The organism is Cognatishimia activa (assembly GCF_017798205.1).
In the GTDB taxonomy this organism is placed as follows: domain Bacteria; phylum Pseudomonadota; class Alphaproteobacteria; order Rhodobacterales; family Rhodobacteraceae; genus Cognatishimia; species Cognatishimia activa_A.
In genome coordinates, this window is record NZ_CP060010.1 from 2,445,312 (window position 1) to 2,461,498 (window position 16,187).

At 57.8% G+C, this 16,187-nt stretch carries 12 protein-coding genes and 1 tRNA gene; 2 read left to right on the forward strand and 11 right to left on the reverse strand.

Annotated features, from left to right (window positions below):
* Positions 1 to 34 precede the first annotated feature (34 nt).
* From HZ995_RS12000 to HZ995_RS12020, 5 genes are all read right to left on the reverse strand, one after another.
* The gene (locus HZ995_RS12000) at positions 35 to 1,429 is read right to left on the reverse strand and encodes a TRAP transporter large permease (protein ID WP_209355888.1); all 1,395 of its coding nucleotides are present in this window, start codon (positions 1,427 to 1,429) and stop codon (positions 35 to 37) included.
* A gap of 6 nt (positions 1,430 to 1,435) precedes the next feature.
* Positions 1,436 to 2,101: a TRAP transporter small permease gene (locus HZ995_RS12005; RefSeq protein WP_209355889.1), complete on the reverse strand. Its 666-nt coding sequence runs from the start codon at positions 2,099 to 2,101 to the stop codon at positions 1,436 to 1,438.
* A gap of 91 nt (positions 2,102 to 2,192) precedes the next feature.
* The gene (locus tag HZ995_RS12010; RefSeq protein ID WP_209355890.1) at positions 2,193 to 3,197 is read right to left on the reverse strand and encodes a DctP family TRAP transporter solute-binding subunit; all 1,005 of its coding nucleotides are present in this window, start codon (positions 3,195 to 3,197) and stop codon (positions 2,193 to 2,195) included.
* A gap of 241 nt (positions 3,198 to 3,438) precedes the next feature.
* Positions 3,439 to 4,662 carry a sigma-54-dependent transcriptional regulator gene (locus HZ995_RS12015; RefSeq protein ID WP_209355891.1) on the reverse strand — a complete coding sequence of 408 codons (1,224 nt, stop codon included), beginning with the start codon at positions 4,660 to 4,662 and terminating at the stop codon, positions 3,439 to 3,441.
* Positions 4,659 to 6,380 (reverse strand): ATP-binding protein, encoded by a 1,722-nt coding sequence (locus tag HZ995_RS12020; protein WP_209355892.1) that lies wholly within the window; start codon positions 6,378 to 6,380, stop codon positions 4,659 to 4,661. The genes HZ995_RS12015 and HZ995_RS12020 overlap by 4 nt, the downstream gene beginning before the upstream one ends.
* Positions 6,381 to 6,486: 106 nt before the next feature.
* Between HZ995_RS12020 and HZ995_RS12025 the strand changes: the two genes are divergently transcribed.
* Positions 6,487 to 7,872: an FAD-binding oxidoreductase gene (locus tag HZ995_RS12025; RefSeq protein ID WP_209355893.1), complete on the forward strand. Its 1,386-nt coding sequence runs from the start codon at positions 6,487 to 6,489 to the stop codon at positions 7,870 to 7,872.
* Positions 7,873 to 7,916: 44 nt separating this feature from the next.
* Here the strand turns inward: HZ995_RS12025 and amaB are convergent, their stop codons facing one another.
* From amaB to HZ995_RS12045, 4 genes are read right to left on the reverse strand one after another with little or no spacing between them, the layout of a single operon-like run.
* Positions 7,917 to 9,419: an L-piperidine-6-carboxylate dehydrogenase gene (gene amaB / locus HZ995_RS12030; RefSeq protein ID WP_209355894.1), complete on the reverse strand. Its 1,503-nt coding sequence runs from the start codon at positions 9,417 to 9,419 to the stop codon at positions 7,917 to 7,919.
* Positions 9,420 to 9,431: 12 nt separating this feature from the next.
* Positions 9,432 to 10,457: an ACP S-malonyltransferase gene (locus tag HZ995_RS12035; protein WP_209355895.1), complete on the reverse strand. Its 1,026-nt coding sequence runs from the start codon at positions 10,455 to 10,457 to the stop codon at positions 9,432 to 9,434.
* Positions 10,454 to 12,643, reverse strand: coding sequence for a dehydrogenase E1 component subunit alpha/beta (locus HZ995_RS12040; protein ID WP_209358258.1), 2,190 nt, complete (start codon positions 12,641 to 12,643; stop codon positions 10,454 to 10,456). Before HZ995_RS12040 ends, HZ995_RS12035 begins: the two co-directional genes overlap by 4 nt.
* 9 nt (positions 12,644 to 12,652) lie before the next feature.
* A complete protein-coding gene (locus tag HZ995_RS12045; RefSeq protein ID WP_245168659.1) occupies positions 12,653 to 13,867 on the reverse strand; it encodes an acyl-CoA dehydrogenase in 1,215 nt (404 codons plus the stop codon).
* Positions 13,868 to 13,988: 121 nt separating this feature from the next.
* Between HZ995_RS12045 and HZ995_RS12050 the strand changes: the two genes are divergently transcribed.
* The gene (locus HZ995_RS12050; RefSeq protein ID WP_209355896.1) at positions 13,989 to 14,900 is read left to right on the forward strand and encodes a LysR substrate-binding domain-containing protein; all 912 of its coding nucleotides are present in this window, start codon (positions 13,989 to 13,991) and stop codon (positions 14,898 to 14,900) included.
* 38 nt (positions 14,901 to 14,938) lie between these two features.
* Here HZ995_RS12050 and HZ995_RS12055 read toward each other — a convergent pair.
* Together HZ995_RS12055 and HZ995_RS12060 are read right to left on the reverse strand one after the other, a co-directional pair.
* Positions 14,939 to 15,012: transfer RNA gene (locus tag HZ995_RS12055), tRNA-Gly, on the reverse strand.
* A 158-nt stretch (positions 15,013 to 15,170) separates the two neighbouring features.
* Positions 15,171 to 16,061, reverse strand: coding sequence for a LysR family transcriptional regulator (locus HZ995_RS12060; protein WP_209355897.1), 891 nt, complete (start codon positions 16,059 to 16,061; stop codon positions 15,171 to 15,173).
* Between the last annotated feature and the right edge of the window lie 126 nt (positions 16,062 to 16,187).

A 16,187-nucleotide genomic window follows, 5' to 3' on the forward strand; every position in this document is an offset into this window, starting at 1 on the left:
CCTCTGCGCGGCTTAAGTTTGAGTGGGAGTGTTATTAGTTTAGTATCAGCTCCGGTCCCATGATCGAGTTCGGCAGGAATGTCGAAATCGCTGGGATATAGGTGATCATGATCAGGAAGATGAACAGCACACCGAGGAACGGAAGGGCCGCACGGACAACGCTCATCATCGGCATCCCAGCCACGCCCGAGGTCACGAAGAGGTTCAGACCAACCGGAGGCGTAATCATACCGATCTCCATGTTGACCACCATGATGATACCCAGATGGATCGGGTCAATGCCCAGCTCGATCGCGATTGGGAACACCAGCGGTGCCACGATAACCAAGAGGCCTGATGGCTCCATGAACTGCCCGCCGATCAGCAGGATGATATTGACCACCACAAGGAACATCACGGGGCCAAAGCCCGCCGACAGCATGGCGTTAGCCACAGCCTGAGGGATCTGCTCTTCGGTCAGAACATGCTTGAGGATCAGGGCGTTGGCGATCACGAACAACAGGGTGACCGTCAGCTTACCTGCTTCAAACAGGGTCTTGCGAGTGTCTTCGTGGAACCAAGCAGTGATGATCGCCTGAGGCGCCTGCAAGATCGATTTGCGCTCTTGTCCGTCGCGTGCAGCCAGCGGCCCCATGTCACGATAGATGAAGCAGGCCACGAAGAAGGCATAGACAGAGGACACAGCCGCCGCTTCAGTCGGCGTGAAGAACGCGCCAGTCACGCCCGGAATGCCGTAGATCCCTACCATGATGATCACGATCAGCAACAGACCCCAAGACGCATCACGGAAGCTCGCGCCGATCTCGCCCCAGCCTTTCCACTCACCTTTTGGCATGTTCTTAATACGCGCCATCACATAGATCGCGATCATCAACATTAGGCCCGCAAGGATCCCAGGAATAACGCCTGCGAGGAACATCCGGCCCACGGAAACCTCAACAGCCGCTGCGTAAACCACCATCACGATAGACGGGGGAATAAGAATGCCCAAAGTACCTGCATTGCAGATCACGCCTGCTGCAAATTCTTTGGTGTACCCCGCCTGTCGCATAGCAGCAATGACGATAGTACCGATAGCGACGACGGTTGCAGGGGATGAACCCGAAAGGGCTGCAAACATCATGCAGGCAAATACGCCCGCAATCGCCAAGCCTCCGCGCAGATGTCCCACGCAGGCAATCGAAAAGCGAATGATGCGTTGGGCAACACCGCCAGTCGACATGAACGACGACGCCAAAATAAAGAATGGGATCGCCAGAAGAGTGAAGTGACCTACGAATGCCTGCATCAGCGTCTGTGCAATAGAGGCCAGGGAGGTGTCACTAAAGATAAGCAGAAACAGGATTGAGGACATGCCAAGCGATACAGCGATAGGGACGCCGATCAGCAAAAAGCCAATGACCAGTAGGAATAGAAATAGGACTGACATGGTCAATTAGTCTCCGATTTTTTCGCGTGCTTCGTCGATTTCGTCTTCGACTTCGTGGCTTGCGACGATGCGATCTGTTTCGCCTTTCCAGATGGCGATGCCAGCTTGGATGAAGCGGAAGAGCAGAAGGGCAGAGGAAATAGGCAAAACCACATAAGGAATAAGGCGTGGCATTTTGTTATAGGCTTCGCCTTCGTTAAAGACGTCTTCCATCCACTTCAGGATCGTTGGATGTGGGATGTCATCAAGCTCGTACCAGCCTTTGGCGAGGAACTTGTCTTCAAAGCCCAGTGGGAACCAACGGCCTTCTGTTTTCGGAAGGTTTGCGAAGTTTGCCCAATAGTCCCAGCTGCCTTTCAACAGAAGGAAAGCAAAGGCAATACAGACGCTTATGGCAATCAGACCGGTCATGCGACGCGCGCTCTCGGACATGCCGTTGATCATGACGTCAACGCCCAAATGCGCGCCTTTCTTGACCGCATAGGATGCGCCTAGCAGGACCAGCCAGCCGAACAGGAAAACCGTCGCCTCAAGCCCCCAGAGAATGTTTGAATTGAACCCTTTGCGTGCAACAACATTGGCAAATGTCAGCAATGTCATGGCACCCAGCAGAGCAGCGATGAGGTTTTCTTCGAGCTTGTCGACGAACCCGGAAGAAGGTTTCGACTGCATGTCCCAGCTCCTTTTCAGTGTGGCCTGTCTTGCGATCAGGCATAAAAAAAGAGCCCACCCAAAGGATGGGCTCTTTCAACGTTACATCAAATTACATGCTCGCGTTAATCGCTTGCGCTGCATCGATGTTTTCTTGGCCTACGTCATCTTTGAACTGTGCCCAGACAGGTTTCATAACTTCAACCCATGCCTGACGCTGTTCAGGTGTCAGCTGACGCACAACGCCGCCTGCTGCGATGACAGCTGCTTTGGCTTCTTCGTTCACGGCAGTGGATTCTGCGTTCCGGGTCGCGGTCACTTCGTCCAGGATGGTCATGAACTGGTCACGAACGTCCGCATCCAGACCGTCGAGCCATTCTGTGGAGGTCACAACCAGATAGTCGATGATACCGTGGTTGGTCTCGGTGGTGCCGTCCTGAACTTCGAAGAACTTCTTGCCGAAGATGTTGGACCAGGTGTTTTCCTGACCGTCCACAACGCCCTGTTGCAGCGCGCCGTAGACTTCGGAGAATGCCATTTTCTGTGGGGAGCCACCGATGGCTTCCATCTGAGCAACCAGAACGTCAGAGGACTGAACGCGGAAGCGCAGGCCGTTTGCGTCAGATGGCTCGATCAGAGGCACGTTTGCTGACATCTGCTTCATGCCGTTGTGCCAGAACGCCAGGCCTTGCAAGCCGCGGCGCTGCATGGAGTCTTTCATTGCCTGACCCGCGTCAGACGCTTGGAACGCGTCAACCGCGTCTACGTTTGCGAACATGAACGGCAGGTCAAACAGACGGAACTGCTTGGTGAAGGCTTCGAACTTGGACAGCGAAGGGGCCGCCAGTTGAACATCGCCCTGAAGCAGCGCTTCGAGAACTTTGTTGTCATCGTAAAGGGTAGAGTTCGGGAAGACTTCCATACAAGCCTTGCCGTTCATCTCTTCGTTCACGCGCGCTTCCAGCAGGGATGCCGCGATGCCCTTAGGGTGTTTGTCGGTGTTGGTGACGTGGCTGAATTTGATAACCACTTCGCCTGGATCACATGCGCCGGACGCGGATGCTGTGGTTGCGCCAAACGCGATGGTGGCCGCAACGGCTGCGGTGATGAATTTCATAGTGTTTCCTCCCAAGTGTTAAACACTGTTAGCAGACAGGAAGTCTGTCCCAGCCTTAATGAAAAGCAGGCAGGTTGAGCGAACAAGAGAAACTCTAAATTTTTTGTGAACTTCGGAAAAAATTAAAGAAAACAAAGGGTAGGGCGTGGTTTTCGCGTGGTCACTCTTATCCGTATTTCTACTGTGTGCGGATTTTCGCACATGGTGTTTTGGGGGCTGTGCGAAAATCCGCACAAATCCGTTAGCGGTAAAGCTCTGCGCGAATCTCGTGGCGCGTCAGCTTGTCATAAAACGTCTTGCGCGGCAGCTTCAGCGCCTTGGCGGCTTCGGTCGCATTCCCACGGAAACGCTTGAGCGCATCTGTCAGTAAAGACCGCTCAACACGCGCCAGTTGTTCTGCCAGTCCTAGGTCCTCTCCGCTCTCGCCATCCGAGACCCCAAGTGTGAACCGCATCGCCGCATTCATCAGCGCCCGCGCATTTCCAGGCCAGTCTTGGGCCATCAACGTGCTGATCGTTTCGGGCGTGACCTCGGGGGCAGGGGTGCCGGCCTGCTCAGCGGCGATATTCACATAGTGGCGGAACAGGTCGGGAATGTCCTCTGGGCGTTCCTTCAGCGACGGCACCCGCAAGGTCATCACGTTCAGGCGATAGAACAGGTCGCTGTTAAAATTCCCACCCTCATGGAAGAACTCGGGGCTCTCGTAAGTGCCGCCAATTATGATCGGAGCATTTGGCGCGTCCAAAGCGTCGTTTAGGGCAAACTGCACGTCTTGGCGCAGGGTTGATATCTCATCCAGAAACAACGTGCCGCCTTCTGCGGATTTCAGCGCCTCTGACAAAGTCTCAGGCGTCAGCCCCGCCGCCGTGCGTTTCTCAAACGCCGCAGAGGAGGCTTCTGACAACAAATGCACCACTTCGGCCACCTTGAAATTCCCCGACCCCGGCGCGCCAAAGATCATAGCGTTAGTCCCAGCCTTGGCCGTCTTGCGCGCCTGCGCCCTCAGACCTTCGGCCAAGTCCGACGTGCCAAACAACAGCCGAGAGGCGGCGTCGCCCTGCTCCAGTTTTTGCTTAAGAACGCGGTTCTCCATCACCATTTGGCGCGACCTCAGGGCGTTTTCAACCACCGAAAGAAAGTCCTGCGTTTCACACGGCTTCTCAAGGAAATTGAAGGCCCCGGCCTGCAGCCCTCGGACAGCCATTGGGATGTCACCTTCGCCGGTTAACAGCACCACAGGAAGATCGGCGTCTACGCCACGCGCAAAGGCCAATAGGTCAAAGCCATCCTTGCCTGGCATCCGAATATCGCTGACGATCACGCCTCCAAAGTCGGGTGTGATATGGTCTTTGGCCTCGATGTAACTGGCTGCGAGCGTGACGTCATAGCCATCTAGCATGAGCGTCTGCCCCAATGCATCCCGCACCGCGCGGTCATCATCCACCAAAAGCACCGATTTGCTCATGCCGCCCCCTCACTTGCCGCCAGTTCCACCGTAAAGACCGCGCCGCCTTCGGGGCGGTTCCTGCCATCGATCGCACCGCCAAAGCTCTGAACCAAACCATAGGAAATGGAAAGCCCAAGCCCCATGCCTTCGGATTGTCCCACTTCTTTCGTGGTGTAAAACGGATCAAAGATCTTATCCGCATCGTCCAGCCCAGGGCCCGTGTCACTGACCGAGACATGCACAGCGGAGCCGTCCCGCATCACATTGATATCAAGCTGCTTTTTGTCGCTTTGCAACATCGCATCAGCGGCATTGGACACGAGGTTCATAAAGACCTGCTGCAGCCGCACCTCGCCGCCGCGCACCCAGACATCTTTGGGCGGACCACTTCGGTTCACCACAACATTCTCGGTATTCAGCCGAGGCTCAGACAGCTCCATAACAGCGTCCAGAACGCTATTGATGTTCACATCTGTGACCGGTTCGCTCTCTTGTCTTGCAAAGGCGCGCAGGTTCTTAATAATCCGACCCATACGATGGCTTAGCGCGCTGATGCGAGAGAAATTCTCGGCCGCCTGCGTCGGGTTCTTCCGCTCCAAAAATAACGATCCATTGTCCGCAAAGGACCGGATCGCCATCAGTGGCTGATTGAGCTCATGACTGATCCCCGCCGACATCTGCCCAAGCGCGGTTAGCTTGCCTGCCTGAATCAAATCCGCCTGTGCCTTGCGCAAAGCTTCCTCGGCCTCTTGCCGCTCTGCAATCTCGTGCCGCAAGTTCACGTTTACGGCAGTCAACTGCGCCGTCCGCGCTGTTACGCGCTGTTCCAGCAACTGGTTGTCCCGCGCCAACACCCGCCGCCGCTCCCGCGCGAGGTAGAGAAACGCGCCAAAGGTGATACAGACCGCCGCCGCGACCAATGCCTGCAGTGACGCCAGCCGCTCTGCCGGGGCTGTCGAAATCAAAGTATGCCCCGTCATCCCAACAACCGGACGCGGCAATTCCATATAAAGCGCGCGGTTCGGCAGATACCGTGCATCCGGCAGCGTCCAAACGGTGTTCGTCCCGGCTGCACGCACGCGCGTCGGTGCAAAAACACCTTCTGTCGGCTCGATGGAAAACCCCTCAAATAGAACTTCGGAGCGGTTCGTGACAAAGACCCGCGCGGCCTCGTCTGTGAACAAAACCACCTGCGGGGCAGAGCGCCAGTCGGACTCTTCGATGGTCTCCATATCAACCTGCACCATCACAGCGCCCGCAGGTTTACCGTCCACCCGCACAGGTGCCATGAACGAGAAAATCCGCCGGTCTGCCTCGTCGACAAAATGCTCAAACCCCATGGCACCGGTCATGGCACGCTCGAAATGGTCGCGGTCGCTCCAGTCTTGCCCCGAGGTGCTGTCGGCAGACGCCAGAACCAACCGCCCATCGGCATCCAAAAGCCCGACTTCCAAGGCCCCCGTACTGTCCGCAGAGCGTGTAAACAGCGGCAGGATATCCTCGGGTGGGATCTCTCCGCTGGTCACTGCAATGGCTTCGGGGTGGTGCGCAATCAGGTCAGCCAACTGGCGAAACCGTTCCAACTGCCCCACCAAACGATCCGAGGCCGATTGCAAATAAACCCGCCCTTGATCCGCCACACCGGTCAGCGCCGTGCGGTAGCCGATATTCCAGATCGCGCCGGAAAAAATCGCCACTGCGAGCAAAAATAATATGATTGTCAGGCTTCTACGCACGGCTCTCCCCTATGCGCGCCACATTAGGGGCAAGCGCAATCCGGGCACAAGGCCCCTTGTCTTTGCCACTGCGATGGCCATGATTGCCCACAAGAAGGAGGCACCAATGGCCCTTGATACAATCGAATCTGTGATATCTGAACTCAAATCTCTTCTCGGTGAGCGCCTGTCCACGGGCAGCTCTGTGCGTAACCTGCACAGCCATGACCAGGCCTATGCAACGCCTGCTCAGCCGGACGCAGTGGCCTTTCCGGAAACCACCGAAGAGGTCTCACAGATCGTGAAAATCTGTGCGCGCTACAAGTGCCCTGTGGTGCCTTATGGGGTCGGAACCTCTCTGGAGGGGCAGGTGATACCAATCCAAGGCGGCATCTCGATTGACACCAGCCGCATGAACAAGATTCTCGCGGTGAATCCCGAGGATCTGGACGCCGTGGTGCAACCCGGCGTCACGCGCAAGCAACTCAACACCGAATTGCGCGCAACCGGCCTCATGTTCACCGTTGATCCCGGAGCCGATGCCACCCTCGGCGGCATGGCGGCGACGCGTGCATCCGGCACGAATACCGTGCGCTACGGCACAATGCGCGAGAACACTTTGGCGCTAGAGGTCGTTCTGGCGGACGGCACGATCATCGAAACCGGCACCCGCGCGCGGAAATCTTCGGCTGGCTATGATTTGACCAAGCTGATGGTCGGCTCGGAAGGCACCCTTGGGATCATCACCAAACTGACCGTCCGGCTTTATGGGCAACCCGAGGCGATCTCGGCCGCGACCTGCGCCTTTCCTTCGGTCGATGATGCGGTGAATTCGGTGATCCTCGCCATCCAATCCGGTCTGCCCATGGCACGGATTGAGCTTTTGGACGAGGTTCAGATGAAGGGGATGAACATCTATAACCCCGATCTGAGTTTCCCTGAAAAACCTCATCTTTTCCTTGAGTTCCACGGATCAGACGCCGGCGTCGCCGAGCAGGTCGAAGCCTTCGGCGACATCGCGTCAGAATTCGGCGGAGAGGCCTTTCAATGGGCCACCAAGACGGAGGATCGCAACCGCCTCTGGGAAGCCCGCCACAATGCCTATTACGCCGCCATCAGCCTGCGCCAGGGCGCGCGCCCCGTGGTGACCGATGCCTGCGTGCCGATTTCCGCGCTGGCCGAAGCGATCAACCGCACCAAAGCCGAGATCGCAGAGGCTGGCCTTCTGGCCCCGGTCGTCGGCCACGTTGGGGATGGCAATTTCCACCTTTCAATCCTGATTGATCCCGAAGATCCAGAGGAGTTCGCAAAGGCAAAATCGCTGGCCTCGTCGTTGAACAAAATGGCGCTGGAACTCGAAGGAACCGTGACTGGTGAGCACGGGGTCGGCACCGGAAAAATGCCCTATCTGATCGAGGAACATGGCGCGGCGTTGAATGTCATGGCGACGATCAAGAAGGCGCTTGATCCAGACAACATCATGAACCCTGGAAAGATGGTTCAGATCAACTGAAGAAAGGCCCGCAGTGCGCGGGCCTTTCTTTTTATTACAAGGGTTTAAAAGTCGAACTTGATCCCCTGAGCCAAGGGCAGCTCGCGGGAATAGTTCACCGTATTGGTCTGACGCCGCATATAAGCTTTCCACGCGTCAGACCCACTTTCACGTCCACCACCGGTGTCTTTTTCCCCACCGAAAGCACCGCCGATTTCCGCACCCGAAGGCCCGATATTCACGTTGGCAATCCCGCAATCAGACCCCGCCGCAGACAGGAACAATTCCGTCTCGCGCACGTCGGTTGAGAAGATACAGGAACTCAGACCTTGCGGGACCTCGTTCTGCATATCAATTGCCTGTTCCAGCGTCTTGTATTTCACCACATAGAGGATCGGCGCAAAGGTCTCGTGATGCATGATTTCGCTCTGGCTCGGCATCTCGACAATCGCCGGATTGGCATAGGCCGCGGCCCCATGGCTGCCTGTCAGCGCCTGTCCGCCGCCATGCACCGTGCCACCTTCAGACTTCGCCTTCTCAAGTGCCGCATCCATTGCACGCAGCGCTTGATCATCGATCAGAGGCCCCACAAGCGTGCCCTCCGCCAGAGGATCGCCGATCGGCAGGCCCTCATAAGCTTTGATCAGACGTGGGACCAAAGCGTCATAGACGTCCTCATGCACAATTAAACGGCGCAATGTGGTGCACCGCTGACCCGCAGTACCAACGGCCGAGAACACAATCGCCCTTAGCGCCATTTCCAGATCCGCCGAAGGGGCCACGATCATGGCGTTGTTGCCGCCCAACTCAAGGATGGTTTTTCCCAAACGCTTGGACATATCCGCCGCCACGGCGCGGCCCATGGGCACAGACCCCGTCGCCGAAATGATCGCGACCTTCTTATGGGCGGTCATCGCCTCACCCAGCTCCCGTTCGCCGACCAGAACTTGCGTCAGCCCGTCAGGCGCATCATCTCCAAATTGCGCAGAGACCCGCTCGCAGATTTTCTGCACCGCCAGCGCTGTCAGCGGTGTTTTCTCCGAAGGTTTCCAGATCACCGGATCCCCGCACACCAGCGCCAAGGCCGCGTTCCAGCACCATGGCGCAACAGGGAAGTTAAACGCCGTGATCACGCCGCAGACCCCCATCGGATGCCAGGTCTCGCGCATGGAATGCCCCGGGCGTTCCGACGCGATCGTCAAGCCATAAAGCTGGCGCGACAAGCCCACTGCAAAGTCACAAATGTCAATCATTTCCTGTACTTCGCCGAGGCCTTCCTGCAGGATCTTCCCGCACTCCAGCGTCACCAAAGCACCCAGATTGTCCTTCTCGCGCCGCAGCTCTTCGCCCAGCAGACGCACATATTCGCCACGCCGAGGGGCAGGGACCCTGCGCCATTTCAAGAAGGCGTCATGCGCTTTGTCGATCATCGCATTGGCCTCAGCCACGGAATGCTCAGACAGCTTGGCAATCTCGGACCCATCCACTGGGGTTGCGACGGACAATGTGCCACCACCAAGTTCTGCCTCGCCAAAACCAGAGGCCTTCAGGATTTCCATATGAGACATGTTTTTCTCCTTCTAGATGACCAGCGCGCGCTGGCTCTCCATTCCCATGGACACAAGCAGAGGGCCTGCGTCCTGTTTCTCTTTGAAATCGGTTTTGTTGCGCATGCCCTGCCAATCCACTTGGATCAGAGATTGCGCGATCGCGCCGCCCAGCGTGGTGCCAGGCCCGGTCACGATGAAGATATCCGGCGCGAATTCACGCGCGGCCGTGGTGATCGCGGCGGTAAAATCATAGGTTTCGGTGACTTGATGCCCCAGGGTGTAGTCCCACAAGGCACTCGGGTCGCTCGCGCCGGGCCACCAGATATGTCCGCGCCCATCAATCATCGGCAGATCCGGCTGCCCAAAAAGCGCAGCGTGCAGGGCAGCCCGTCCACGCTCGGCAACCGGCGCCTGCAACATAGAATGAAACCCCGCGTGGTTGCTCAACCGCATCGGAAACCGCTCCTGCGCGGGTTCGACTGCCTGCTCAAAAGCGCTCAAACCTTGTTCATTCCCAGCCAGCACCAACATGCCGCCCAAATCAATTGAAACGCTCAGAACGTGATCCGCGCGCGCATCAATCTCTGCGATCAAATCCTGAAGAGTTTGACGCAATGCAGGCAGGGGCACCCAGTTTTCATTCACCCAAGGATAGATCAACTGCCCACCAATCATCGCCTCTTGCATGAAGCTACCCATCGTATTGGCGATCCTGAACCCGTTCTCAGGCGTCACGGCCCCCGCACAGGCCAGCGCGGAATACCAGCCCATCGAATTGCCCGTAACTGCGATGACCTCGATGTCGCCGTTAATCGAGGCAAAATCCCCATAGGTCGCGGCATAGATCAGGCCCGAGGCATTGTCGCCCCGCGTATGTTTGGACAGGACAAAGCGATCCGCACCGTCCAAAGCCCGCAGGCTGTCTTGCCCCAAACCCGCGCGTTGCGCATCAAAGGCGTCCAAAAGATCCGCGTAGGGGAAGTTGCGTGCCAAATACCCCAGCTCCGTTGCATTGTAGGTCCCGCGTCCGGGGCAAATCACAACAGCGGTCGTCATCGCGCGCCCTCCACCAACGCGAGAGCCGCCGCCACAATGCTCTCAGCCGAAGGCATCGTGGCCGCATAGGCTGGGCCCGTCGCAATAAAGCTGTCCTCTGATGTTTCCCGCGCCAGCCGCGCAACGCCTATCTCATGAAAATGCGCCATCAATGCCTCGGCCACACCGCCGGAATGGCGGGTTTCATCGACGATCAACACGGTCTCACAGCCCACAACCGCCGCAGTTAGCGCCTCTTTCGGCAGGGGAGATATCCAGCGCAGGTCGATAATCCGCGTTTTGATCCCCTTGGCGTCAAGGGATTTGCGCGCTTGGTGGCTAAGGTAGGTGCCATTGCCGAAGGTCACGATGGCCAGATCTGTGCCATCGCCATCCACGCCCACTTCGCCAAGTGCGATGGTCTCATCCGGTGCAGGGTAGGTCTGCATCCAGCCCCCGTCTTTGTCCTTGTGCAGATCCCGCATCGGATAGAGCGCAATCGGTTCAAGGAAGGCCACAACCCGCTGTTCCTTGCGCGCCAGCCGCACGCATTCCCGCAGCATTTTCGCGGCATCCGCGCCATTGGACGGGATCGCCAGGACCACCCCTGGAATGTCGCGCAGAACCGCGATTGAGTTGTCATTGTGGAAATGCCCGCCAAAACCCTTTTGATAGCCAAGCCCCGCGATCCGAAGCACCATCGGGTTGGTGAATTGCCCTTTGGAAAAGAAGGACAGTGTCGCAGCTTCTCCGCGGATCTGGTCCTCGGCGTTGTGCAGATAGGCTAGAAACTGGATTTCTGGCATCGGCGTAAAGCCGTTTTGCCCCATGCCAATCGCCAGCCCAAGGATGCTCTGCTCATCCAGTAGCGTGTCGATCATCCGGTCCGCCCCAAACCGCTGTTGCAGTTTTTGCGTCACGCCATAGACGCCGCCTTTCAGGCCAACATCCTCGCCCATCATGACGATATCTGGATGGGTCAGCATCAGATCTGTCATCGCCCAGTTGATGAGCTTGGACATGATCTGCGGCTCGCCCATGGTGCGCAGGTCAGAGCCAAAAGCCTCAGCTCGCGCGGCCTCTGAAGGGCCGTTGGTCGGCGCGCAGTGGCGTTTGGGCGGGATCAGCGAGGCCATCACGTCGCTTGCGGTTTTCAAATGCGGGCGGGTGACGACTTCGCCCGCAATCCGGGCCACGCGTTTGCGGGTGTCTTGATAGATCTTAAGGCAGTCGCTCGGCGCGGCCGCTTCTCGCTCTTTGAGCAACCGCACCGTATGCAACAAGGGATCATTGGCTTCCTGCGCTTCGACCTCGGCTTTGGGCAGGTAAGAGGTCGCGACATCGGCACCGGCGTGGCCGTAAAGGCGGACGGTTTTGACATGCAACAGCGCAGGTTTGCGTCGTGAGCGGACATAGTCGGCGGCTTGTTGCGCGACGCGGTAGGTCTCAAAGATATCCAGCCCATTGCAATGGAAATACGTGATCCCCGGGCGGTTCTGAAAATTGGCCGCAATCCAACCCGTAGGCGTTTTGGTCGAAATCCCGATCCCATTGTCTTCACAGCAAAACAGCAGAGGCATCGGCACCGACTGATAGGCCGCCCAGCCCGCCGCATTGAACGCGCCTTGTGCTGTGGAATGGTTTGCAGAGGCATCGCCAAAGCTACAGTAGACAATTGAATCTTCAGGGAATTCCATATGTTCGGGCTTGAGGCGCTTTGCCGCCCCAATCGCATAGGCTGCGCCAACTGCCTTGGGCAGATGACTGGCAATCGTCGAGGTCTGTGGCGGGATATTCAGCGCCTTGGATCCCAGAACCTTGTGCCGCCCCCCAGAGATCGGATCCTCAGACGAGCAGGCAAAGGACAAGAGCATATCCCATGCAGGATTTTGCCCCGGCACCTGCATGGACCGCGCGATCTGGAAGGCTGCGTCGCGATAATGCAGAAAGGCCGTATCCGTGGGACGCAAGGCCCAGGCAATGGCCGCCAGACCTTCGTGGCCGGAAGACCCAATTGTGTAAAACCCCTGCCGCTTGCTTTGCATCGCGCGGCTCTGCAGATCCAGCGCTCGGCTCAGGCATTGCGCATGAAACAGCCCGACCGCATCCGCATTCCCAAGCGGCCCTGCAGCAGGCAATCCGCCCGGCATATCGCCTGCTGCCACGCGCCTCAGGAAGTTCTCTTCGACAATCGCCGCGCGATCCATCATGGACCTCTAGAAGAACGCCTGAAGGCCAGTCTGCGCGCGGCCAAGGATCAACGCATGCACATCGTGAGTGCCCTCATAGGTGTTCACAGTCTCGAGGTTGGCCGCATGGCGGATCACATGGAATTCCTGGCTGATCCCATTGCCGCCATGCATGTCCCGCGCGTGCCGCGCGATGTCCAGCGCTTTACCGCAGTTGTTGCGTTTGATCAGGCTGATCATCTCAGGTGCCGCTTTGCCTTGATCCATCAAGCGCCCCACGCGCAACGCCGCCTGCAGGCCCAGAGTGATCTCGGTCTGCATATCCGCGAGCTTTTTCTGAAACAGCTGTGTCTGCGCCAAAGGCCTACCGAATTGCTTGCGATCCAGCCCGTAAGAGCGCGCCCGATGCCAGCAATCCTCAGCCGCCCCCATCGAGCCCCAACCGATCCCGTATCGCGCGCGGTTCAAACATCCAAACGGGCCCTTAAGCCCTTGAACACCCGGCAAAAGCGCGTCCTCGCCAACCTCGACATCTTCCATGACGATCTCGCCCGTGACCGACGCGCGCAGCGAGAGTTTTCCCTCGATTTTCGGCGCAGACAGCCCCTTCATGCCCTTTTCCAGCACGAAGCCGCGGATCTTGCCATCATGGGCGTCAGACTTCGCCCAAACCACGAAAACATCCGCAATCGGGCTGTTGGAAATCCACATCTTGGAGCCGTTCAGCACATAGCCGCCATCGACCTTGGTCGCGCGGGTCTTCATGCCGGCAGGGTCTGATCCCGCATCCGGTTCCGTCAGGCCAAAACAGCCAATCCATTCACCCAAAGCGAGTTTCGGGAGGTACTTCTGGCGCTGGGCATCAGATCCATAAGCATCAATCGGATACATCACCAAAGAGCTCTGCACCGACATCATAGACCGGTACCCGCTGTCCACCCGCTCGACCTCGCGTGCGATCAAGCCGTAGGTCACATAATTCGCGCCCAAGCCCCCCAGATCTTCGGAAATCGTTGCCCCCAAAAGCCCAGCCGCGCCCATTTCGGCGAATATCTCGGGCTCGACCCGTTCCTCGGCATAGGCCGCTGTCACACGCGGCAAAAGTTTTTCCTGCGCGAACACATGGGCTGCCTCTGACAGCATCCGCTCGTCTTCATCCAGCTGATCTTTCAGCAGAAACGGATCCTCCCAATCAAAACTTGCAAGGTCGGGACCGAAACCAGGTTGATCAGAATGCGCCACGCCTATCTCCCTTATGGCTGAACATCTTGCGCCCTTTCAGGCGCGTCACGGGGATCTTACGTGCGCCTTTTATGCATAAAAATACTGGTATTTTGCATAAATGCGTGAGTATTACTCATGAATGAAACCCGATAACTTGCCATCTACCTCCGTCCTGCGCTGCTTTGAGGCGGCGGCAAAGCACCAAAGCTACACCGTCGCGGCCGAAGAGCTGCAGGTGACACAAGGCGCGATCAGCCGTCAGATCAAAGAGCTTGAGGCCCTGATGGGCGTGACGCTCTTTCGCCGCGAAGGGCGCGGGATTGCCCTGACGGACGCGGGTCGCAGTTTTGCAGATCGCCTGTCGCCGGATCTGGAACGCCTCAGGCAGTCGATAACACTGGCCCGCGCGGCTGGGCAGGGGGGCAAGATCCTGTCCATCGCTGTGCTACCCACCTTCGCGACCCGTTGGCTGGTGCCGCGTCTTCCGAGTTTCCAAAAGCAATACCCGGATGTGCAGCTCACTTTCTACAGCCGCGCCGAACCCTTTGATCTGGCCGCCGAAGGCATTGATCTGGCAATTCAGTTTGGCCGCGAGGAATGGGGTGGCATCACGCTTGCCGAACTCTGCCCAGAGGATCTCGCCGTCGTCGCCGCGCCTGATCTGGTCGCGCGGTTTCAGGTGACGTCTCCCAAAGACATCATGCGCCTACCCCGCCTGCACCTTCTCAGCCGCAAGAGCGCCTGGCCTCAGTACGTCGCGGATCTGGGGCTCACGCGGGATGATATCATGCAGGGGACGCTCTTTGATCAGTTCTCAACTATGATTGCCGCCGCAATCGAAGGCATGGGCGCGGCAATTGTGCCCAGCTACCTGATTGAAACCGAACTCACCGGCGGCGCGCTGAAAGTTTTGGGGCGGCCCAAATCGCAAGGGCAATCCTATTTTGTGGCAACGCGCGCCGGCGAGGTGAATCTGATGGCCGAGGCCTTCAAGACCTGGATTCGCCGCGAAGCCCGTGCGTCGTTCAAACAGCGCAGCACTGCAAGCTAAGAGCTTGGCAAATATCGCTTAATTCTTGGGGGTGTTTCTGGAGCGGGTAGCGGGAATCGAACCCGCACCTTAAGCTTGGAAGGCTCTTATGATACCATTTCACCATACCCGCTCAGTAGGATGACGAAGTATTTTATCCGCAAATTGAGGTCAACACCTATTCGCCAGAAATCTGGGTCTTTGCCATGCAAGAGTAAGTTTGGTCAGATATCCCTCGGTTTTTCTATGCGCTCTGGGTGTAGTTTGAACGCTGCGCTTTAGTGGCTTGCGCTAAGGCGCCAACCTGTCCTTTAGCCAGTTTTCAAACAGCACCGCGCTGGCATTGCGCGGCTCCGTTGTGACCGGCGTCAACAAATACATGGCTTCGTCCGGCAGCACGCTCAGATGCGACAAGGCGACGAGCCTACCGCTCGTATGTACCCGCGCCGCGAGCTTTTCTTGCATAAGAGTAACGCGATTGCTGGTCAGGGTTATCTCTGAGGCCCCCATGGAGGAATCCACGCCGATATCCGTGGTTTTGGTTGGGCGATCCACATCGTAGTGGGCAAAAAACTTGGACCATTGATCCTCGGGTCCCATAACATGCACCAACGCATGCTGGGCAATGGCTTGCGGCGTCGCAGGGGACCCCAGTTCTTTCGCCGTCTCAGCAGAGCAGACTGGCACCAACGCATCATGAAACAAGGGCCGCGCCTCATAGCCCGGCCAATGACCGCGTCCAAGGCGCAGTTCGATATCTGTGCCTCCGACCGCAAGGCGATCGACCCATATGGAACTGGACAGATTGACCCGGATGCCAGGAAATTCCTGCGTGAAGTCCGTGACCAAAGGCCCAAGCCACAGCGCCGTATAGCTGACCGGAGCCCGCAGATGCAGTGTCTTGCCGCCGCGATGGCCAAAGACGCCGGATGTGGCGCTGAGAATATCCTCAAACGCCCGCCGCACCGATGGCAAATAGGCCTTAGCCGCCTCGGTTAGACGCAACCCACGGGGTAGGCGTTCAAACAGCGGATAGCCCAAATGATGCTCAAGCCCACGGACCCGATGGCTGACCGCCGATTGCGAGAGGTTCAGCTCTTGCGCAGCGGCGGCGAAATTCTCATGGCGGGCCGCGGCCTCAAAGGCCTGAAGGGCGGGAAGAGGGGGCAGTTTATTGGGCATTGGGCGTGTGCGCTCTGACAGAGCCTCCAATTTTTGGGGGTCTTTTGGGTGAAAGATTACGTTTGATTAGCTGCGGAGGCAATGCCACGCTTTAGCGAAGACAGAGCGCCACACCAAAGCCCGCGC